The organism is Candidatus Chlorohelix allophototropha (assembly GCF_030389965.1).
Lineage (GTDB): Bacteria > Chloroflexota > Chloroflexia > Chloroheliales > Chloroheliaceae > Chlorohelix > Chlorohelix allophototropha.
In genome coordinates, this window is sequence record NZ_CP128400.1 from 1,090,128 (window position 1) to 1,113,203 (window position 23,076).

Annotated in this window: 16 protein-coding genes; 9 read left to right on the plus strand and 7 right to left on the minus strand. The window is 46.6% G+C overall.

Translation table 11 applies throughout. From position 1 onward, the window contains the following. Positions 1–4 precede the first annotated feature (4 nt). Together OZ401_RS17345 and OZ401_RS17350 are read left to right on the plus strand one after the other, a co-directional pair. Positions 5–1,189 (plus strand): glycosyltransferase family 4 protein, encoded by a 1,185-nt coding sequence (locus OZ401_RS17345; protein ID WP_341471707.1) that lies wholly within the window; start codon positions 5–7, stop codon positions 1,187–1,189. A 59-nt stretch (positions 1,190–1,248) separates the two neighbouring features. Continuing rightward, positions 1,249–2,565 carry a glycosyltransferase family 2 protein gene (locus OZ401_RS17350; protein ID WP_341471708.1) on the plus strand — a complete coding sequence of 439 codons (1,317 nt, stop codon included), beginning with the start codon at positions 1,249–1,251 and terminating at the stop codon, positions 2,563–2,565. 18 nt (positions 2,566–2,583) lie between these two features. On the opposite strand, the gene OZ401_RS17355 is transcribed toward OZ401_RS17350, so the two are convergent. From OZ401_RS17355 to OZ401_RS17370, 4 genes are all read right to left on the minus strand, one after another. Beyond that, positions 2,584–3,420, minus strand: a complete 837-nt coding sequence (locus tag OZ401_RS17355) for an SGNH/GDSL hydrolase family protein (RefSeq protein ID WP_341471709.1) — start codon at positions 3,418–3,420, stop codon at positions 2,584–2,586. 214 nt (positions 3,421–3,634) lie between these two features. Beyond that, positions 3,635–4,801, minus strand: a complete 1,167-nt coding sequence (locus OZ401_RS17360; protein ID WP_341471710.1) for a hypothetical protein — start codon at positions 4,799–4,801, stop codon at positions 3,635–3,637. Between the two features lie 315 nt (positions 4,802–5,116). Next, positions 5,117–6,307, minus strand: a complete 1,191-nt coding sequence (locus OZ401_RS17365; RefSeq protein WP_341471711.1) for a hypothetical protein — start codon at positions 6,305–6,307, stop codon at positions 5,117–5,119. Between the two features lie 360 nt (positions 6,308–6,667). After that, positions 6,668–7,852 (minus strand): OmpL47-type beta-barrel domain-containing protein, encoded by a 1,185-nt coding sequence (locus tag OZ401_RS17370; protein WP_341471712.1) that lies wholly within the window; start codon positions 7,850–7,852, stop codon positions 6,668–6,670. Between the two features lie 365 nt (positions 7,853–8,217). On the opposite strand from OZ401_RS17370, the gene OZ401_RS17375 reads away from it, so the two are divergent. The 4 genes from OZ401_RS17375 (at position 8,218) to fabG (ending at position 15,002) form a co-directional block, all read left to right on the plus strand. After that, positions 8,218–10,353, plus strand: a complete 2,136-nt coding sequence (locus tag OZ401_RS17375) for a hypothetical protein (protein ID WP_341471713.1) — start codon at positions 8,218–8,220, stop codon at positions 10,351–10,353. Positions 10,354–10,372: 19 nt separating this feature from the next. Further along, entirely contained in the window at positions 10,373–12,262 is a 1,890-nt protein-coding gene (locus OZ401_RS17380; protein WP_341471714.1) for a hypothetical protein, read from the plus strand. A 448-nt stretch (positions 12,263–12,710) separates the two neighbouring features. Further along, positions 12,711–13,997 (plus strand): DUF5666 domain-containing protein, encoded by a 1,287-nt coding sequence (locus tag OZ401_RS17385; RefSeq protein ID WP_341471715.1) that lies wholly within the window; start codon positions 12,711–12,713, stop codon positions 13,995–13,997. Positions 13,998–14,255: 258 nt separating this feature from the next. Then, positions 14,256–15,002: a 3-oxoacyl-ACP reductase FabG gene (gene fabG, locus OZ401_RS17390; protein WP_341471716.1), complete on the plus strand. Its 747-nt coding sequence runs from the start codon at positions 14,256–14,258 to the stop codon at positions 15,000–15,002. A gap of 57 nt (positions 15,003–15,059) precedes the next feature. Here fabG and OZ401_RS17395 read toward each other — a convergent pair whose 3' ends face one another. After that, positions 15,060–15,434, minus strand: a complete 375-nt coding sequence (locus tag OZ401_RS17395; RefSeq protein WP_341471717.1) for a hypothetical protein — start codon at positions 15,432–15,434, stop codon at positions 15,060–15,062. A 148-nt stretch (positions 15,435–15,582) separates the two neighbouring features. After that, positions 15,583–15,783: a hypothetical protein gene (locus OZ401_RS17400; RefSeq protein ID WP_341471718.1), complete on the minus strand. Its 201-nt coding sequence runs from the start codon at positions 15,781–15,783 to the stop codon at positions 15,583–15,585. Between the two features lie 276 nt (positions 15,784–16,059). Here OZ401_RS17400 and OZ401_RS17405 point away from each other — a divergent pair, with 276 nt between their 5' ends. Then, positions 16,060–17,079, plus strand: coding sequence for a GNAT family N-acetyltransferase (locus OZ401_RS17405; RefSeq protein WP_341471719.1), 1,020 nt, complete (start codon positions 16,060–16,062; stop codon positions 17,077–17,079). A gap of 46 nt (positions 17,080–17,125) precedes the next feature. On the opposite strand, the gene OZ401_RS17410 is transcribed toward OZ401_RS17405, so the two are convergent. Next, complete coding sequence (locus OZ401_RS17410) at positions 17,126–18,520, minus strand: alpha/beta hydrolase family protein (RefSeq protein ID WP_341471720.1); 1,395 nt, start codon at positions 18,518–18,520, stop codon at positions 17,126–17,128. A 493-nt stretch (positions 18,521–19,013) separates the two neighbouring features. Between OZ401_RS17410 and OZ401_RS17415 the strand changes: the two genes are divergently transcribed. Both OZ401_RS17415 and OZ401_RS17420 read left to right on the plus strand, forming a co-directional pair. Then, positions 19,014–19,898, plus strand: coding sequence for a class I SAM-dependent methyltransferase (locus OZ401_RS17415; protein ID WP_341471721.1), 885 nt, complete (start codon positions 19,014–19,016; stop codon positions 19,896–19,898). A gap of 531 nt (positions 19,899–20,429) precedes the next feature. Further along, positions 20,430–23,045 (plus strand): FHA domain-containing protein, encoded by a 2,616-nt coding sequence (locus OZ401_RS17420; protein WP_341471722.1) that lies wholly within the window; start codon positions 20,430–20,432, stop codon positions 23,043–23,045. Positions 23,046–23,076: the final 31 nt, after the last annotated feature.

Sequence of the window (23,076 nt, forward strand, 5' to 3'; positions counted from 1 at the left end):
ATTTATGCTGATTGGTTATAAATACACCGGTTACCAAGAACAAAGAAACATCATCGGAAAAATCGACGCAGTAGAATATGCTCAAGTAAGCGATTTTTTTCAGATTATAACTAATCCTTCTCTCAGTCTGAATCAGAAGGCGCACCGGGAAATAATAACTCGACTACATTTAATTACTCGATTCTATGATTTCAATTTAAACCGGGTTGATCTTATACACCTTTACAACGCAATAAGCTACGGACGCACCCCATGGGTTACAACTTTTGAAACCTGCCTTCCAAGATTTAAAAACACTCTCAATTGCCACCATGGTAATAAACCGGGTTACACTGCTTTAAAAAATGACCGGAAAATTAAAAAGGCTTTGCAGCACCTCTCTGGAACAGCCTGTAAAAAAATTATTGCTATATCCGAATGTGCCGCTAACATTCAGAGAGAATTACTAAGGGAATTCCCCGATTATGCCGCTAATATCGAAAACAAGATGGTGGTTCTGCAACCTCCCCAGCCCTTGTTGGTTTCCAGATTTTCAGACAAATCGATAAGCCTTGAAGGAAAAATAAAATTTATCTTTGTTGGTATTTCGTTTTTTCAAAAGGGGGGAATTGAGGTTGTAGAAACTTTAAAACAACTAAAAGAACAATATGGTTACAAAATTGAACTAATCTTGATTAGCGCATTAAAATTTGATAATTACGCTACTAAAAAGAGTCCCGAAGATGTCGCCAAAGCAGAGTGTTTTATCAAACAAAATCTGGATTGGATAACCTACTACCCTTCCTTGCCCAATCACGAAGTGCTCGAATTAATGAAGAAAGCACATGTGGGTTTATTGCCAACCTATGCCGATACCTATGGATATGTGGTGCTAGAATTCCAAGCTGCTGGATGTCCAGTTATTACTACCAATATCAGGGCATTGCCGGAAATTAACGATAACAGTAAGGGTTGGATAATACCGGTGCCAAAAAACCGTCTTGGGGAAGCAATCTATACTACCGAGGGAGACCGGCTAAAGATTAGCAGCGCTATCCGAAATGGTATTGAACAGGCGGTACATCAAATCTTCGCCGATAAATCTTTGCTCATAGCAAAGGCGGAGAAAGCAATAACCGGAATAAAAGAAAGCCATCATCCCCTTATTTTTGCTGAAAAGATGCATAAGATTTATCTCTCAGCAGTATAGTATTAATAAAGTAAAATGATATATTTGTAGACTAAATAATCTAGGAGTTCTAAGCATAAATGTCCACCAAACTTGTGACTGTAGAATTGAGTAACCCTTTACCGGATAAAGTTGAAGGCGCAGAAAAATACGATTCTGTCTGGGCAATCGTTATGCGGGAGGATGTGCCCCTAGGAGTAGTGGGTATTGATAACGGGCATGTTCCTGTTTCACAAGAATTTTTACGCAACGAAATAATACGTCAGATGAACTGGAAGTTGACCGGGGGTAAAGATTTCCGGGATAGAGCGGAGTTTGAAAAAGCGCTAGGGCTAAGGCAAAGCGCTATACCGCCCGAATTTGTGAAAGAACCGGAACTTTCAGAGTTGTTGCCCGACTTGAAACCCATTTCCGGGCAAACTCATTTTTTGAGTATCGTTATTTGCACCTATGATCGCCCGGAGGATTTGCGCCGCTGCCTGCAAAACCTCGTTAAACTAGAAGCGGGAAGGCATCGCTTTGAGTTGATCGTGGTTGATAACCACCCTGCCTCCGATAAAATTGAACGATTGGTTAAAGAGTTCGAAGGGGTACGCTATGAACCAGAGCCAAGACCGGGCGTATCGTATGCCCGCAACAAAGGTTTGCGAGCTGCTAAAGGTGACATCGTAGCTTATATTGATGATGATGTGGTTGTGCCTTCTGGCTGGTTGCGCCGAATCCTCGCCCCTTTCAGTGACGAACGGGTGATGTGTGTCAGTGGGTTAGTATTGCCGCTGGAACTAGAAACTGATAGTCAAGAGATGTTCGAGAAATACGGGGGCTTGGGACGCGGCTATGCTCCGCGAGTCTTCGGCGAGGAATTTTTCAATACCAAACATTCGGTACAAAGCTGGACATTAGGTGGTACAGCCAATGTGGCAATCCGCAAGAGTGTTATCCGACAAAGCGGGATGTTCGACGAAACGCTGGGTCCTGGCTACCCTACCGGAGTCGGCGAGGACATTTATATGTTTTATCGTATCCTCAAGTTCGGGCATTTATGCTACTACGAACCTGCCGCCTATGTTTGGCACAAGCACCGCAATAGTATGAAAGCACTACGCAAACAATTATACAGTTATCACAAAGGGCAGGTAAGTTATCAGTTGCGCTGCCTTGTAAGTGACGGCGATATGAGAGTATTACGCCAGCTTTTCTACGACCTGCCCTGGTGGTATGCCAAACGTATTTATCGAATCTTGCGAGGGCGTGAAAAATACCCCATGGGGTTGGTACTGATTGAAATGGCAGGGTTAGCAATGGGTGCTAGTGCCTTTATAAAATCCAACCGCATACACCGCGAGTTGAATGGGGCAGGTACTAACCCGATTCGCCCCGAACTAGTTGATATTTAACCTATCTTTCGCCCCTTGTTAGGGAGTAGAATAGAGTTGGGTTACAATATTCTTCAGCGAGGTCATTTCAGCGCTCGTGATTTCGCCCTGATACTGCACCTTTTGGAGAGAAGTGCGATACACCTCTGAAAAGATTTCCAAAGCCGCCAGATATGAACCTACCGGGTTCGGATGTGAACCATCCTTATCATGCAACAAAAGCGGGTGGGCAGAGTGATAATTGATTTGCCAGAGATCGCCTACCCGCGCAATGCTTATCGGTTCGCCGATGGCAGCCGACATAGCGTTCGCCGCTTCCTCATACCATGACCGCAAGCGCGTTTGCATCTCATCGGCGTTTGCGCCAACCCCCTCGGTACTTACGGCATTTGTGCGCCAAAGTCGGGCATCTCGCGCCCATGTTTCAAAAAGAATAATCCGAGCATGCGGGTTGGATTGCTTGATAAGTTGGGCTAAACCCACCGCAGCGGTAATTGACGAGCGTTGCAGGGTGGAGTTTACGCTTGAATAAGCCGGAATCTCGCTTTGCTCTTGCAAAATAACGACTTCCCACTGTTTCTCGCCGGATTTTATTAACGCTTGTGCCGTAGGGTCTGCCAGAAAAAGATTGAAGCTGTAACCGCCGGGCGTATAGGCGCTGACCGCCGGACGGTCATAACCGGCGCTATCCGCAATATTCTGAAAAAGAGTAGGCAGTGAATTGTTAGAAGTATAACTATTACCTAAAAATAATATTGCCAGTCCGGTTTCTTTGGGAACATACTTATACCAAAACGAGAGTCCCAGTAACGGAATAGCAAAAAATATAACCAGCGCCACCAATATTGATTGTCGTGTAAAACTACCTGATTTCATCTTTAGGCTTCAAACCTCGTCTTATTTTTCAAGTATCCTTAATTTTCCCAAATAAACATTACAGGAAACCTAACAGAAATAGTAATCGTAACAATTCGCCCCTAAGATTCAGCTATTACCAGTGTTCTCTGCCTCTCGTTTGTTTTGTACCTAATCCAACAAAAACCCCCTTCTCGGCTATTGTCGGGAAGGGGGTTGGAATTGTACAAACTGTTTATTTTACGGTTAGGATGGTACGACCTGTAATTTCTGAATCATGCCCGTAGATAGCAATCACATAAGAGCCTGCCGCCAATCCGGTAGTATCTACCGTCAAGCTGCCTACGCCATTGGCATCAGCACGACCACCTGCCAGAGCCACACTCTGACCGTTAGGAGCAGTAATCCACGCGCTGAAGAGTTCACCCGCTATGAACATGTCCCCTGCTACTGTCACTTGAGTCCCGGCGGTTACAGCAGTTTCGCCGGGGGTCATCGGCATTACCTTGCCCACCGTCTCATCGCGATTACCGTCTGTAAAGCTCACCTTCACGGTATTGCTATAGCAAGTACCTGTGACTGTAGATTCTTCGCGGAAAAGCAGAATGCTAGAGGAATCCCAAGCAATATCTCTTGCTGGCAGCGCATTGGTAGAGTAGAGCACATAGTAGTTGAAGCTCAGTTCTTTACCCGCTACTGGCATATTCTCAGGGTTCAGGCGGAAGAAAACTGTCCCACTAAAGGTTGCACCTGCGCCAAGCGATGGCAACGCGATTTTCAACTTTCCACCCTCAGACGAACTAACCCACATTCCGGGGTCAGAGAAGGAAGTATAGGCTGGTATGAGGGTAGCATCAAAAGGCATTTCAAGATATTGGTCAAAGCTGCCACTGATACCCTGATTCTTTACCTTGAAAGTTGCCCCTACCACTGTTTCGGTGGCAACCTTCAGCGAGCGGTCGGGTGAAACAGACGCAGCGCAAACTAGTGACGCGCCAATACTACCTTTTCCAAATAAATAGATCTGCGCATTCTGCTCAGTTTCGTTCAAATAACTAAATTGAAGAATAGCAGAGAAATATCCAGAAAAAGGCGGCGTAAAACTTACCACTACGTTACAGGAGCCGTCTCCGCTAAACCCGGTACAGCCATCGGAAACAATCGAAAAGGCATAGCCAAATTGGTCAAGTGTGGTAACTGAGGTTGAAATGGAAGCTGCAACAGTAAAGGTAAAAGTAGCTTGGCTGGAAGAACCCGGCTTTAAATTACCATAATTATAAGAGTCGAAACCAGCTTTCGCCGCTTGCTGGGGCATTGCCGCAGCGCTAAATGCCAGTGATAGCAGCATGAGCATAGCCAACCCGCTGCGTCTCAGAGTAAAGTAGAATTGTCTGCACTTCATACTTAAAACATCCTTTCCATCGAGTAACTGTCGCGTGGGGGTATAAATTTTTAACCTCCAACGTTGGGCAGATGTAAGTTAATGAAGTAAAACCTAAAATTATTTAACCCTTAACCCACCTTGTAGATTTTTGTAGATCGGTGGGTGTAGATTTTATAATTGTAAGCTATAGTATATTTAGTATGAATTTTCTCACATGAACATTACAATAAACGTAAAAATCTTATTAAACTTTATTTATATTCAAAATATTAAGTGCAACAAAAAACCCCTTCCCGACAATAATCGAGAAGGAGTTGGAAATGTGCAATCAGGTTATTTTACGGTGAGGATGGTACGACCTGTTATTTCTGAATCATGTCCATAGATTGCGATTACATAAGAGCCTGCCACCAGTCCGGTGGTATCTACCGTAAGGCTGAACGCGCCAGCAGCATCGGCACGACCTCCTGCCAGAGCAGTGCTTTGACCGTTAGGGGTGGTAATCCACGTGCTGAGAAGTTCACCCGCTATGAACATGTCCCCTGTTACCGTTACCTTAGTTCCGGCTACCGCTTCGGCTGCGCCGGGGGTCATCGGCATTACCTTGCCCACCGTCTCATCGCGATTACCGTCTGTAAAGCTCACCTTCACGGTATTGCTAGTGCAAATACCTGTGACTGTGGTTACGGCGACACGCTTCTGGAAACCGTTTAATATTCCAGGATTATAGTTGTTCTTAGGTCTGTACGGATTGAGTTGGTCGGTAGAGTATAACACCGAATAGTTGAAGCTCAGTTCCTTACCGACAACTGGCATATTGTCAGGATTGAGATGGAAGAAAACCGTCCCGCTCAAAGTTTCATTTGGCGCGAGGTCAGGCAGTTCGATTTTTACCTTGCCTCCCTCAGACGGGCTAACCCACATGCTAGGGTCAGAGAAGGAAGTGTGGCTTGGAACTAACGTAGCATCGAAAGGCATTTCAAGAACCTGTTGATAGCTGCTACTTACGCCCTGATTCTTCACCTTGAATGATACCGCGATATCGGTTTCGCTATCGACCTTCAGCGAACGGTCGGGCGAAACAGACACAGCGCAAATCGGCAACGCACCAGTCAAACCAGTGCCAACCAAGTAATAAGTTCGCGAATGATACTCTTCATTATCGTAGTAGCTAAAGCCAATAGGGCTAAGGAAATATCCGGGAGTGGGTGGCGCAAACCGTATCGTTACTTGGCAAGTGCCAGAATTATTAAAGTTGGTGCAAGTATCAGAAACAATGGAAAAGGCGTTATCAATTGATTCAAAGGTAACTTTGGTTTCCGTAATTGTACCACCTGATGGAGTGGAGAAGGGAAAAGTTACTTGGACGTAAGAACCTACCTTTACACCTCCAAAATCATATTCGAGAGTGGAAGCATTCGCGGCCTGTTGTGGCATTACAAACGCGCTCAGCGACAGCGATAACATCATGAATAGAGCCAGCCCAAGGTGTTTCAGGGCAAAATGGGATCGCCTGCACTTCATACTCAAAACATCCTTTCTGAAACGATCGTCTGTCGCGTAGTGGTAGAAAGCAGCCGCTGACGGAGGGCAGATGTAAATTTTAATGGAGCAAAACCCAACAAATTGCAATGATTCTAGAACATTCAACCGTACTGCATAATCTGGTAAGTGAGAGATTTGTAAAATGTAGCAGTCATTCACTATAAGTTAATAGTGGCATATAAACATTACAATAAGTCTAACAATGCTATTAATCTTTTTTTACAAAAAATTTAACTCGGTTTAATTTTGTTTATTGCTAAATATTGTGTGATCGAAAGAATTAAAAACCCCCCTGCCCGGTGAGGGGCAAGGGGGTCGAAAGGGGATCTCTATGAGGTGTTATTCTAGACCGATGGTCATTGTGAATATCTGCCCATCGTCCATCTTTATACCTACCTGCCAGTATCCGACCATATCTTTGGTGGTGTTCCAGTCATAGACCAAAACCTGCGCACCTTCATCCCAAGTTACTGAGTGCCCGCTGCCTTGAGATACTGAGCTGCCTTTTACCGGCACCAGCCACTCAACTATAGGTTGCTGCACGCCGTTTACTTCCTTCGAAGTGTAGCGCACCGGCACTACCGTACCATCAGTTTTGCGTACTTGGAACTTCACGGTCAGGATACCACCCGCTTTGTAAACCGGCACGCGGTTTTCATCATATCGACCCGGCAAACCGGAGGCTTCCACAAAACTCCCAAAGTCGTAAACTATCTTGAAGTGAGCATCGATGCGAGCGTTGTTACCGGCAACATCGCTTGCCACTGCACGGATGGTTATCGAACCAACTTGGTTTGGAGAACCCCCGTAAAGATACTCGACCTTGCAGTTACCTTGAACTCCCGAAAGGTTATCGGTAGCGGCGCAGCTAAATGCTGGTACTGAACCGATTGAGTAAGTAGCGTTTTCCTCAACACCATTGATTGAGACGATTGGAGCAGTTTTGTCCAAGTTCAGTTTTACCGATGCGGTGGCGCTCAAACCAGCGTTGTTAATCGCAGTACCGGTAACAACGTTGTCGGTGCGTTCGGTATCTATCAGCGTATCTTCAGGGCAGGAAGCAATTCCTGAAATCTCGTCGGTGCAAATCCAGTGTACGAGCACTTCATTGCGATACCAAGCCACGTTGCCACTCATTCCGTCGGGAGTACGATCCGGCACACCCTTAATGGAAGGTTTACCGTTATTAAGCTTAATGGTGACGTTGCCTGCTGCTTCTTCGTTACCGGCTTTATCCACGCTGTAGAAGGACAGGGAATGTGTACCGTTGGTTTCAAAGACCAGTGCGCCGGTATACAACGAGTATTCATCACCGTCGAACTTGTACCAAGTCTTGTCCACTCCGGACAAATTATCAGTAGCTCCAAGAGTGATATTCACCGAACTGCTGTACCAACCATTGGCATTAGCCTGTGGTAAATTGGCGTTGGTTTTCGGCGCAGTTCTATCAATCTTGATGTTACCAAGTGTACCAGTAGACTCGTTACCAACTATGTCTTTAAAGGTGTCGCTGGTTGCAGTCAAGCTAGAACCTTCACCTGTTACGGTAGTGTCAGAAGGGCAAGCCGTTTCTGAAAGACCAGAGTCACTGTCAGTACAAGTCCTTTGAACCTAACAATACCTCAAAAGTACACGCTTACAATGTTTTTATATGCCATAGGATTGGCAACGTCCGCATTCACGGCTATACAAATGACCTCTCCCTAGGATTTGTACTCGCTTATTTATAAAACCGCCTTTTTTAACTTGGGCTATACCCACAAATACCTGCCTTTTTACCTCAGTCGGTTAAAATATTTTTACTAACATTTCGTACAAGTACTTTAACTTCTTTCAAGCGTGTATCGATTTAGAAAGCGTCATACTACACCAAGTAAGGAGGTACTCAGATGAAACCGAAAGTTGGTCGTTTTGCTCTCTTCGTTGCACTTCTTTTCTGCGCCAGCCTTATTATCGCAGCAACGCTTCCCACCGAAGCTTACGCCGAAGGTGGAACTTTTCCTGCCGAACCGTTTAATGGGCTTCAAATCAATTACAGCGTTTCAGGAGCAAGGCTCACCTCTCCTATTGATAGCTACAGCTTTACCAACGGACGAGATTACCGCGGGGTATTGACCGAATCGACCCTTAAAATCTCGGGTAGCGTCTCTGCCACAAGCGGTTGGGGTGCAAACCTAGCAGTAAACGTTTCAGTAGGTAAAGAAACAAAAAATTTCAAAGCCGAATCATTTCCGCCTAACGGACTAAGTCCGGCAGGGGGCTGGAAGCAAAATTTCGAGGTGTCGGTAACAGTCGAGAAATTCAGCGAGGTTTCAAGCGCCAGCTTCAGCATTAACCTAAACGGTTCGTACAATGCGGGTGGTCGTTCAGTAGTAGTATCTGGCACTGTGCGAGGACCTCTGGTAGATTTGTGCGAGGAGGCAAAGCTATTCTTTAACGATGAGGAACTTTCTCACGCCAACGTCAGTTCCAGCACAGCCTTTAAATCCTTCAAAATGAAAATGAGCTATGACGAAATGCGCTACGATTTGCAGGGGGGTTGGAACAAGTACAATGGCGAATTTGAAAAAATGGGCTTGCCGAAACCCTATGTACCTTACAATGTAGGTGGGGCAGTTCCCGCGCTAACGTGGTTGTTCGCCGAAGGAGGGGTGTCCGACTCCATCTCCAAACAATACGTATTTAATAAAGACGGGCTTGACCCGCTAATGCGTAATTACTCGGTTAAGCATGGCACCGAACCGGCATTGAAAGAAGCAATGCAGCTAAAAGCAACCCGCGAAGGAAGACCGCTTACTCCCGGCGATGTCTTCTATCTGGCAATGATACAGGCGGACGGGAGCGTGCGGAACGCCATGCTGCTGGCGCATAACACCTTGCGTTCGTTGGCACGGGCGGGGGATGCCGCCTACACCGGAGTAAGCCAAGACCCGGCTTTCTACAATGCTAACGCCCAAAATAGCGCGGCAGTTCCGCCCTATCTGGTGACAATTCGTGAGGGCGATAACGCCGGTCCGTGGTATCACCTGTTCGGCACTGCCTTCTTTGAACTGGAGAGTCAGGGACAGTGGGGCCCGCTGGCAAGTATTAAAGATATGCTCACATGGGAAAATGCTAAAGGTTTGTTGAGTGGCAACCTCTATACACCCGCCAAAGATGACGCGCAAAGCACCAGTTCCGAACTCGCCAACCTAGCCGAGCAATATTATCGGCAATTACTCGGCAACCGCAACCCCGATATTGAGAAATTCTGCTTCAATGTGTGGGGCGGGCAACTGGGTGCATGGCTCTGGAATATTGCCCCTAAATCGGGCGTGGATATATCGGGCGCAAAAGGCGTGGCAGATTGGGTGAAGGGCTACACTTGGGATCCAGCTGTGGGATTGGCAAGCTATGTTAAAAATTATGTGACCGGTGGTACTACCGCCACGAAAACTCAACCGACTGTTTCAATATTCGGGGCTAAAAATGCCAAACCAAAGCCCAAACTTGTAATGACAGGTTCGCCTATTAATATGACTTGGGAGGGGCAGAACCTAAAGATGGCAATTGACCAGAATACGGGCGCACTTTACGGTTATATGCCCTTCTCCATTTGGCCCGTTCAAGAAAAAGACGGTACATGGGCGATGTTGTGGAGTGCGCCACCCGACCTGAATTATAAAGTGACGTTGGAAGGTTCAGGCGGAGGCAACGTACATTTAGTGGCAATTGACCCTGAATCCTCGCAAATAGCCACCTATACCAGCCCGGTCAGTACCGGCGAGAAAATGACAATGGACGTAAGTGCCAAAAACAGTCTGCCCAGTCTTAGTCGCGCCAGCGGTGAGGTAATAAAACCTGCTGTCAGAACCGCAAATTTAAGCCCCATCTCTTCGGACGTGCAAGCTACGGCTACGGATGCGGGAATACCGGGTTGGGTAGTGCCTGCGCTTATCGGTGTTATAGCGGCGGCAGCATTATTAATAATAGTAACGCTTGTACTTCTGCTTGGACACAAACGAACCAAAACGATACGCCATTAACCCGGAAAGGAACAAAGCAGTGGTTACACCCCAACAAGCATACGAATATGCGCTTAATCAGGAAAGAGCGGGCAACCCACAGGCAGCCTTTGAAACTTTGGTTGACTTGAACCGTCAATATCCCCACTTTGCAGATGTAGAGGCGCGGCTGGCAAATTTCTCCCGCCAGAATTTCCGCTATTATGGACAGCTAAGTTTCTTTGCCATGACTCCACCACCGCCCGCTTATCCGGTAATGCAGCAAGGCGCAATACCGCCTAGCTCTCCTAAAAAGGGCAAAGGCGGTTTGATTGCCTTACTGATAAGCGGACTGGTGCTGTTAATTGCGGCAAGCGGGGCATTATTGTATTTAATGGTGTTCAGTAAAAATAGTACACCATCCACCACCCTTACGGTCGCCGCCGACCCACTTGCGCCAACCCTGACCGCCATCTCGAAAATTAGCGTTGCGCCACAGGCTACCACACCAGCAAGCACAACTGCTACCGACAGCAGTACCGCCAAAGCAACGACTGTGGCTACTACGCCCACTATCGCCGCCACCACCATTGCGCCTACGCCCACCGCTAAACCCACTACGCCCCCTGCCACTACCAGCGCAAGCGGATTCAAACCTCTTACCTCGGTATCCGGTATAAAGGAAGTGCCACTTGACACGCAAATCATGAAAGAAACCACCGCCTCTATGTCGAAGATTCCGGATTTTAGTATGAAAATGTATGTTTCCACCGAGATACCGGAATCGTTGGCTAAAAACCTGCATAGCTCATTCATTACCGCCAAGTATACTTTTGCTGGATTAGGAGAGAGTGAACCATTTGCAGCGGATAATGTAATCATAGGTGCATACGCTCAAAATGATACGCCTGACTTAGTTTTTACGGTCTACTTGCTAACCGCCAACCGCGATGATAATAAAACTATTCTGGCAGATATTCCGGGAATGACTCTCGAAAGTGAAACCAAAATTCTCGACCAGATGAAAGGTTATTCGAGCTTTGTTATAGCAATGTCCGGCACAGGCTTGAATATCATGCTCTTCAGCGGAGGTTCCACTCCCACTCCTACTGCTACCCCTATAGTTCTCGGCAACCCGACCTATAATCGAAAAGTGGTTTATACCTCCACCCGCAACGGCAAAAACGCGGTGTATCTGTACGATTTTGCCAAACGGGCTGAAATTGCCCTCTCCGAACCGAGTTTCGCCTGTAGCGAGGCGGTTTGGTCATTGCTCGGTAGTGAAATCTACCTGACTTGCCGCGATTCAATTTACGTAGTCAGCCCTGACGGTAGCGGCTTCCGCAAAATTGAGGACGGAACACAGCCCCATCCTTCGCCGTTAAAAGGCTTTGTTTTCGTGAACGTGATAAAGGATGATTGCAATGGGGTCGAGCAAATCTATTTTCGCCACTTCAACGGACCGAACGAACGCTTGACTTGTAATAGCAACGCCAAGTTAGCGCCACGTGTTTCGCCAGATGGCGCGCAGATTGTGTATTCCGAACTTATAGGCGGAAAATGGCAATTGGTTATCATTGACGTGGCAGGAGGCGAAAATCGGCACGTTATCAACCCAAACGTAGATAATGCCCGCTATCCCACTTGGTCACCGGACGGCACGAAACTCGCCTTTAGCACCGGCGATGGCAAAGGTATTAACGCCCAAATTTACGTGTTGAACCTTAAAGATAATAGCCTAACCCAGCTTACTACGGAAGGCTTTAACGGAAGACCGCGCTGGATGAAACAGGGTTATATCATCTTTCATTCCAACCGTGATTTTGCCAGCAATCGCAATGATGACGGCACGCCCGATCAAGCGCTTTACCTGATGCTGGATGATGGCAACCATCAGGAGCGAATGCCCCTTACCAGTTCAGAGGATAACTGGGCGCCCGACATCTATTAGGCTTTTACAATTGTTTCAGGCAGGGGGTTTATACCCCCTGTTTTAATGTAACGAATAATCCGGTTGTTCTATCCTTAACCCAATTCTTTCAAAACTGAGAATAAGCTTAGAGTCTGCTGATAAATTCGGTGATTTCCCCTCCTTAAAACCTCTCAGCCAAGCTGATATCAACGTTCCTGAACTCAAATTGTTCCTTTATTGTCAGAAACCTAGCAACAATTGGGGCAATAATCTCAGAAAATACTCAGATATCTTTCAGTGAGAATTCAGGCAAGTTAGTTATGCTGGTTCTATGAACGGAAGCGAGAAGCTAAAGACCTGAACTGAAGCCTCCGCACCGAGCATACAAACTATATAGATTGCTGTCTCGCGACAGCGCCAATAATTAAAAGCGAATCGTGATAACGTAAGTCAGATTCAGCAAAGAAAGGTTTCGGTAAAGAAAGAAATGAAACGCAAAGAAAACGGCACAATAGCGAAACAAGGTAAAAACAAGCGGTTTGCTAAAATGTTTGGTGGGGCGGCGCTGGTGGCAACCCTCGCTTTCGGGGGTGGTAGTATCCTTAATTCTAATACCACTCTAACTTATGCACAGACCGCCCCGGCAGCTACGCCAAGTAGCAGCGATATCACCGTAGCGCCCACAACTGATCAATCTACTCAAGTGCAACATGGCATGAAGGATAGGCAAGGTGGGCGAGGGCAAAACCCTGATAGAGCCGGGGAATTAGAAGGGGCTATAACCAGTATTAGTGGTAACACTATCACCCTAAAAAGTAACGATGCTACTATTATCACTGCGACAGTGGATAGCACCACAACCTATACTGAAGCAGGTAAAACAATTACTTTGGCAGGTTTGAAAGTTGGAGAAAGGGTTCACCTTAAGCAAACCGGCAGCAGCAATGGCATCTATACCGTTTCAGCCGTAGAGGTGGAGCTAAACCACGATCAGGGTACAGTTACAGCCGTTAGCAGCGACAGTTTGACCATTACTCGCGCGGATAATTCTACCTTAAAAGTAGTTTTAAATTCGAACACTACCTATACCGACCTTGGTAAAACTATCAACCAGAGCGACCTTAAAAGTGGGGTAAAGGTTGAAGTTGAAGGAAATCTTAACAGCGACGGTAATTTGGAAGCTTCTGTGATAGAAGTCGAGCATGACCGATTAGGTGGCACAGTTACGGCTATCAATGGCAACTCAATTACAATCCAAGTTGATGGTAGGGACGCACCGGGCGGTGGTAGAAAAGGTCAAGACCATAATAAGCCTAATGCCGCTAATAATGGGACTGTGACAACCAGTACCGCTACCACTAAAACCATCACAGTTGATAGCAGCACTACTTACAGCGCAGCCGGACAAAGCGTACAGTTGTCTGCTATAGCAGTCGGCAGTCGGGTGGATGCTGAAGGCACGTTGAGCAGTGACAGCAACAGCCTAACCGCTTTACAGGTCAACATTCAAATGCCGGAATATCGAGGGCAGGTTACGGCAGTAGATGGTTCGACCATTACCCTGCAAGACCGAAATGGCACACGTACCATTGAGATAAATAGCAGCACCAAATACCTGAATGGAACGACCGCTGCAACCCTAAGCGATGTCAAAGTTGGAACCAATCTTGAAGCGGAGGGACAAGTGGACAGTTCTGGAAAAATGACTGCGAGCCTCATACAACTCGGACAGCCACAGCAAGGACCGGGAGGGGGTCATGGTCACGGGCGTTAATAGCCCTTCCAAGCTCAAATAAGTTAGTTTGAGTTCCAAAAAGAGCGGGGATTATCCGAATTGAAAGGGTAATTCCCGTTTTGTTATGTAAAGTATATGAGGGCATCTGCCCTATTATCCTTATTATGTTCTCGCAATCTTCCACAAAAAATCGTCAATCTCTTGCATATAACGCAGAAAAGCCAGTATAATAGTACAAATTACATCTATGTGCAACCCTTAAATGTTGACAATTCTTAGTGAAAGCAGGTTCGAGCAATGGCACGCTTGCAGGGCAAAGTAGCTCTCATTACCGGGGCAGCAGGTGGCATTGGCCTTGCTACTGCCCGGCGATTCGCGCAGGAAGGCGCGATTGTGGCAGTTAACGATATGAACGAGGCAGCGGGAATTAAGGAAGTTGAAGAAATTTGCGCGGCAGGCGGAAGAGCCGAGTTTTATCATGGTAGTGTTACCGATGCCGACTTTGTGAAAAACATGATGAAAGATGTAGTGCATCGTTTCGGAAAATTGGATATTCTGATCAATAACGCCGGAGTGTTGCGCGATGCGATGTCCCACCGAATGACTGAGGAACAGTGGGATACCATCATGAACATTCACCTGAAAGGTACGTTCTTTTGCTCCCGAACAGCCTTTGAACACATGAAGCACCAAAATAACGGACGTATTATCAATACCAGTTCAACCTCATCTCAGGGCAATATCGGACAAGCAAACTATGCTGCCGCCAAAGCCGGTATTATCGGCTTGACCAAGACATTGGCGCTGGAATATGCCCGGTATCATATAACGGTAAATGCGGTTGCGCCCGGTTTTATTACCACTTCGATGACTGCCGCGATCCCAACTCATGTCCATGAGGCAGTAGTAAATCGGATTCCGCTCAAGCGCAAAGGCGAACCGGAAGAAGTTGCGAATTTGCACCTTTTCCTCGCCAGCGACGAATCTTCATATATTACCGGACAAGTGATTTTTATTGACGGTGGCGGAACCGTCGGCATGTAAGCTTGTTTGTAACAATAGCCTTAACGCCGGAGAACCTTCCGGCGTTTTTTTCATTTCTCAGCCAAGCTCAAAATAAACCGCAGTTGCCCACCAATAAGAGCCACCACCCAAAGGAGGGCGATCTTCGCCACTGGCAAAGAAAATTTGCTGTTGGTAAAGCGACTGGATATTCTTGATATTAATGTTTCGGGTTTGCAGCCATGTCTGGAAGGTCTGCTCAAGGTTATCAATCGAGGGGGTGCGCCCCGCCCCAATAGTAAGCGCGCTACTCTTTTTTTCTACCTGATCGAAAAGGCTTCTGAAGGTGGAACTAGAGTTGCGAAGCTGCTGGCTGCCCACTGAAAAAACCCGCTTTGCCAGTTGCTGGTCGAGTGGAGTGGTAGCCGCTACAAAAAAATAAGCGTGCTTGACTCGTTTTGATCCAAATGCCATGCCAACACTTCCCTTTTTTCATGAAGTTTTATATTTCGCTTGGGGCAAGAAGCCTATGAAAGTTATCAAATAAAGCCGTGTATAGGTGAGTAGTCGAAGAGCAAATCGCCCAGTTGCCATAACTGATAAACGCTCCCGTCACTACACGCTACATGATATTGCTTATCGAGTTTTTCACGGTATCGTGTTTAGTTTTCATAATGTTACTGATCATTTCCACTTGGGAATTGAGGTCGAGGATTGCTTGCCCGCCAGTTCCCGTACCGCCGCTTACATTCTCCAGAGCTTCATCCGCTAGTTCACCTTCTACGATAGGCAATGCGGTTTGTTCCTCTTTTTTCTCCTGCATAGATTTTCTCCTATTTAATATTTTTCGGATCTATTCAGTTCAAAAGCTTAGGAAAATCGGATTGGTCGGCGTTGTGTTAGTTCCTACTCAAATGTTATACAGTTAGTCTATCAGCCTTGTCAACTGAAACTGTCTGAATTGTTTAAGTCTTAAAAATGAGCTAATTGTTACATTTAATTTAACTTTTTTAAGATTAGCAATCAAGCGATTGACGATATTTTCATTTGGGTTACAATTAAGCCAGTAAATTATTTTCTGGCTGGCAGGGGATTATTTATGCTCTTCAAGCAAAAAACCGATACGCGAAATCCACTTCAAGAGATTTCGGCTACAACGACACAAATAAAGGAAACGCCACCTGACCTCAAGATTACCCGCTTATCTTTCTGGGAACACTGGATCACGGTAGGGTTAATGTACCGCAATTATCGGGATTCTGACCCTGTTTTTGAGCGTATTATGGGGACAGGTTGGCGTAAGCCCTTTTCGCGTTTCGTGCGAGGTCCCTTGTATTATTGGTTACTTAACCGGGGCTATGGCTTACGTGCCGGAAAGAAACTTGCCGGGCAGCTTTATTTGCAACACCGCAAATTCCTAACCCATGTGAACGATCTCGAAATTAACGTGGGTTTCAGAGGCAATCATTACGGTTATCTGCTTATGGATTTTGCCGAACAGGAAGCGCGCAAACGCGGTTATCGCTTCCTCACCCTAGGCGTAACCAATTCCAATATTCGCGCTATAAATCTCTATCGTAAATTAAATTACCTAGACCAACATCACGAGCATTTTTTCTTGTCGCGCCCCCACTATCGCCTGCCGCCCGATATAACACCGCCACCGCCCGGTATCGGCAAAATCAGCATGCGCCCGATGCGCAGACGCGAAGCTGCCAAAAGCCTGAAACACTTTTTTGAAATCGAGCAGCGCGCCTCCAATCCTGAAACTGCACGGGTCTGGGAAAAATATTATCGCCCCTTGTTGCCAGATACCGCCAAAGGCTATAGCTTCAGCATAACTATCGCGGGTTCTACCACACCAGTAGCCCACGCCGATTTTTTCGACTGGGGCGCACGCGGCGGTCGGTGGCGTTTTTTCTTAAAACCCGAACTGTGGGGTACGTCTGAAGAAAAAGCCCTGCTTGAAAACCTAATCCACCATACCCGCAGTTATACGCAGTTGTGGTTGAGCTTCGGGTCAGCCCTACACCACCGCAGGGCAGAGACATTGGCGCGTAATCTCGGCATGGTTGAACGAGATGGGGAACGTATGCTGATGGTCAAGCTTTTGCAATAAAAAACCCCTTCTCAGCGAAGGGGCTTTTCAAGATACTACGTGTTTACTACTTGGTAGTAATATTCATCTCCTTAGGCTTTACACCTTTCTCCACCCAATTCTTCAACTCGTTCCAGGCGAAAACCATCTGGGACGGCTTGAAGTCGCAGTGCTTCGGACTCCAAGTGTTGGGGTCAACGTAGGGATTGAACGAGAATGCGCCGGGATCAACATTCTGCACCACAAAGCGCGAACTGTTATGTTGAGCCTGTACTTTGGCTTTCAGAGTAAGTTCGTGGCTATAAGGAACCAGTGGGTCAACCGTATTATGCACGCTCAGTACCTTCGCTTCAAAATCGCCTTTGGGGGTGTACCAGTTGTTCAAATAGGTAACCGCTTTCGGGTTATCCACTGCCAACTGATAAATGCCGCTGTTGATTGGGACACCAAACAGGTTAGGACCACCCGCATAGGTAGCTTTAGTATTACTATAGCCAATACCGCCTGCCGTCTGGATTAGATCTGCAAACCCGGTAGTGGCACCCATCAATGCGGTAATAAAAGAGACAGGCTCAGGGGTTATACCGGCAGCAACACTGACTTGCTGGATAATATACTGAGCAGGGATATAAACCGATGGGTCTGGATATGCAGCCGCACCAAATAGAGTTGCTACTTGAGTTACTGCCTCTTGTGGAAGGACAGGTTTTCGGGGGTCTCCTAATGTGCCATCGAACGCTTTCAACTGGAAGGGAGTATTCAGCGTGTAGAAATCATACACCATCCTAAAATCTGCCAGATAGCGTACCTGCTCGTACCAACCAGACACCACGCCGCAGAAGGGCAACGCGCCGACATAATCATCCTCGTATTTTTCAATCAGCGCCATCACAACGTTGCCGCCCATCGAGTCGCCGATTATATACGCGCGGTGATTTCCAATCCGGTCAACCAGCTTTTTAAGCGATTGGGTGTTCTTCACCCCGTTCTCTACCGCATAGCCGTCTTTGCTATATGCAGAGTAACCATAGGCAAAGCCCTGACCAAACGCCGTGTTCAGCACAGCCTTAATATTATCACCAACAGCCCACGGAGCGTTAAAATCCTGAGTTCCGGGATTGGCATAGCCGTGCGCATATAATACTACTTGATGATTCCAGTTAAACGGAATCTTGAGCAAGAATAACGCGCCATCCAGTTTGCCCGTAGCGGTTATGGAACGCTCGGTGTTATTCGTTGTAACCTTCAGGTCAGTCACCCTATCAAACTTATTAGGAATAAGCTGATGTTCCCTATCAAACAAAATGGACGACTGAGCATTAACCGATTCAAAAGCCTGCTCGACCGTCGCCGCCGAAATCACAGTCTCATCGTAAGCCCATGCTTGGGGGATCGTGGTGAACATCAAAGCCATAAGAACTAACATACTCCAGAACAAATGCTGCAACTTGCGTTTTCTCATTTTTCAACCTCCATACTGTAATTGTGAGTATCCCGCTAGCTAATACCTGCAACTGGCGCAAACCAGAATTTTTTTCCACGTTTGCGGTGCGGGTAGTTTCCTTTGGTAGAGCGTGTTTCTCCGTTCCTTATCGGGGCGCAATTAATCGACCAGACCGAAGGCTGGCTTTTTACGGCAACGTTGCACTAAGGGTTAATATGCTGCTACGATAAAAGCTGAAACGTTATTAGGGCAGGAACGGAGTTGTTTCGGTATGTATTCAAGAAAGGGCAGTAGCTGACTTAAATGAGGGAGTAAAGCTAGCGCTGCTGCCACAAGAAATTAGGCAAAGGTTGATTTTGTAAACTATGTTACGCTATTCACATTTTCATTATATCCCCATTTTACTGGCTTTTAAAGACTTAATTAGTGGATTTCTGTTGCTAAAAACTGTAAATTACTGTAAAAAATAACAGTGATCGAGTAAGAATATTAATCTAAGATTAAACCGAATATGAATAATTCAATTGAAATCAGCCAATACTTGAAACAGTTATGGGCTAATCCAGAGGCACGCCAGAAACGGCATCTTGATCTTAGAACGGCACGTACCATCTCCTTAACCGACAATTACCCCGATACCGCAAGTTGGGCAGCGGCAAATATTGCTACCCAACTTCAGGAATCCACTAACTTCAAAGCCAACGGGTGTTTGCTAGATGTCGGGTGCGGCAGCGGTTTATATTTAAATTTGCTAGATGGTTCCTATAAATTCGCGGTAGGCATGGATAAATCTCCGGCAGCGCTGGCGCAATTTCCCGGCAATAGCGAAAAAGCACAGCCGCTACGAGGCGATATACTGAACCTCCCTTTTGCGCCGGAGACTTTTGGCGCAGCAATGGCAAACCGCATGCTAAATCTGACCGGGGCTATTCAGCGTGCCTTGAACGAAATCCGGCGAGTGTTGGTCACACAAGGCTTGTTGTTCATTGTAACCGCCGAACGAGAAGAAGGCGCAACCTTGCGAAAAGCGCATGAAGCAGCACTGATAGAGAGCGGCTTTCCTGAACGCTTTTACACTCGTTCTAGTCCACCTGACCAGAGATTGGGACGCGAAAACGGCGAAAGGTGGTTGCGCGAAGCGGGATTTGAAGTGCGGCAAATACTGGATTACGAGCGGGTAATTGCGCCTTTATCTTTAGCCGAAGCGCTGGAATTATATGCTACCGGATTGCTTTTCCAACGTTCGTTAGGCTTTGACGAACCCGGCATCGAACCTGAACGCTGGACAAAGCTTTATCAAGCAATGGAAGCAAGGTTGGCGGCTTTGCTAGAACTAGAGGGCAAACTGGAAATCCGCGATGGGGCAACCCTTTTTACTGCCTACAAATCGCTTTAAATATGCCAGCAAAGGTATTCAGGCAAATTTGAACGAATGGCGCTTAAATTAGTTCAAATATTTGGCAAGGTTTATTGTTTAGTGCAAACCTCGCGCAAAGATTTAAAGCAATTGTGTCAATTTAGAGGCTTGTCAGGGTCAAAGCAAGAAAATCACTGTTGGTAGCATAAACCCCGACTCTAACGGCAGGGTCTGTCCTATACTCCGTAAGTTGGTTATAATGTATTGAGGTTCTTTTGATTTTGATTCTAGTTTCAGAACCTAAATCTAACCAAAGGTAACCTTTTTTTTATTCGTAAATATTTGCCCTGCCAAACTCGTAAAAGTTGATTAATCGCTTTAAGAAAGGCTGTGGTAAAATGGATTTTATCGAATTAGAGAGTCTTCCTTTGTTATGTATTGGTTAAATTAATGATACCAAAGTATAGTGGCATTCTTCTATTTTCTACTATTATTTGTCCTTTTTTGTGTAGAAATTTATTTCCAATTTTAGCCTGATTGTTAAATCTACTTTTAGCCGGGGAATATAGCGTGAGTGACACTAAAACAGGCGCAAGCCAGCGAACATCCTCTCAAATCTCTGCCAGACTCTTTATGTTGGCAGGAACACAACAAGGGCGCGAATATCCTTTGGTTGACCGTGTAACCACAATTGGACGCGGTATCAATAATGATATTGTAATTTCTGACCCTCAAACCAGCCGCCGCCATGTTGAAATCACTTTTGAGAATGGGGTTTATACCGCCATAGATCAGGGCAGCGCCAACGGTTTTTACGTTAACGAACACCAAACCCAACGCGCCGTGTTGAAAGATGGAGATATTATTACCATTGGGCTGGTCAGGATGGCGTTCCGAACCACGCAAGGCGAGTTACCCGCTCTTAATCTGCCCCCGGCTTCTACCGGGATTAATATTCCGCTGATCGAGCCTACCGCTATCCTGCAAAGCGCACCGCCGCCTGCTCAGGCAGTACCACCCCCACCAACCGGAGTTGCGGTAGTGCCTACGCCGATAGATGAGCGCGGTTTGGAGCAAATTGACTTGCGCGTTCGACAACTCACCGCGATTGGGCGCGACCGCACTGCTAACGAGATTGTACTGGATAACCCCCAAGTTTCGCGCCGTCATGCCCAGATTATCAATCAAAACAATTCTATCACCTTGAACGACTTGCGCAGCACCAATGGAACCTTTATCAATGGAAACCGAATAAGCGAACCAACGATATTAAATGACGGTGATTTGGTAAATATCGGACCGTTTCGCTTTATGTTTTCGCAGGGTTTTCTGTATCGCAGCCAAGATGATGACAGCATACGTATTGATGTGTTGAGCCTGAGCAAGCAAGTCAACCCGAATACGACTCTTCTGCACAACTGCACTTTTACAATTTTGCCGCGCGAATTTGTGGCGATTGTAGGCGGTAGCGGCACCGGAAAATCTACCCTCATGGATGCAATCAGCGGAGTACGAATTGCCAATAAAGGGTCGGTGCTGTACAACCGAGCCGAATATTACCCCCAAATGGAGGTATATCGTTCTGCCATTGGCTATGTCCCGCAGGATGATATTGTGCCAACCGAATTGACGGTGGAGAGCGCGTTGAGATATGCCGCGCGGCTGCGTTTGCCGGAGGATACCAGCGCAGAGGAATTCAAAGAACGGCTCGAAGATGTAATGGACGATTTGAGCCTCACCCAAAGGCGCGATACTCCCATAAATCTATTGAGCGGCGGACAGCGCAAAAGAGTAAGCATAGCAGCAGAATTGATCAGCAAACCAAGCCTGTTCTTTCTAGATGAACCTACCAGCGGGTTAGATCCCGGTCTAGAAGGGCGTATGATGCAACTGTTGCGCAAGTTAGCAGATCAGGGGCGCACCGTAGTGCTGATTACCCACGCTACTCAAAATGTGGAGCTTTGCGATAGGGTGCTGTTCCTAGCGCGAGGCGGGTTTGTGGCTTTCTACGGGAAACCAACAGACGCACTCACTTATTTTGGTGTTCAGAAATTCCCCGATATTTATACTAAGCTGGAACAAGAACGCAGCCCCGAAGAGTGGGCGCAGTTATTCCAGCAATCAGCCTATTACAACCGGAATGTGGTATCACGCTTGCGAGCAGTGGCAGGCGAGGCTAACAAATACGGCATCAACGTTGAGAATAGCGTTTCGGTATCCGGTTTGATCAACCAAGTCATGCAAACAATGCCCAAGGTTTTGTTCCGCCATGCCAAAGTGCGGGTTTCAGCCTTAACCCAATACCTGATTCTCACCCGCCGCTATTTTGAAACGCTGCTGGCGGATCGCCGAAACCTAATAACCTTGCTGGTACAAGCGCCCATAATCGCTTTGCTGTTGGTGCTGGTCTTTAACCGAAGCGATTGGGATTCCGACACCGGAGATTTCGGCAGCGCCAAGTCACTGGTATTTATGATGACCATCGTAGCGGTCTGGTTCGGAACAAACAACGCTGCCCGCGAAATCGTCAAGGAAAACAGCATCTACCGACGCGAAAGGCGTATCGGGTTAAAGCTCGCACCCTATATATTTTCTAAGCTAACGGTGCAATTCTTGCTGGTGTTGGTTCAGACCCTGCTAATGATGCTGATTTTATGGTTGGGAATAGGCTTAAACAAGCCCTCTCCCGAATACCTGTTTTATATATTCCTGACGATGTTACTTACTGCCCTGAGTGGGGTTACGATGGGTTTACTAATTAGTGCGCTCAGCAAAAACAGCGATCGCGCTAATTACTTTGTACCATTAATCCTGATTCCCCAGATCATTTTTAGCGGGGCAGTGGTGGCGCTTGATAAAATGGGGGCGATTGGTCACGTAATATCTTCTGTAATGGTGGCACGTTGGGGTTATGAAGCCACCGGTTCGTTAGTTGGTTTGGATAACCTGCCTTCACCCAAAATCAGGTTTTCAGGACCACCCCCTGAATTTGCCGCAGATTTGGAAAGACTTTTCCGAGGTAGCCTGAAATATGATGCACCTGATTGGTATTTGATTCCCAAGCGTAACCTAGAATTTGATGTAAGTGTTTATCTGCGTTGGGGCATTATCGGTCTTATAATAGTAGTAAGCATTACCCTGATATTTTTGTTTCAGTATCGTAAGGATAGGGATTACAGCAAGTAAGTTGTTTGTACTAACTTGTTAATACCGATTT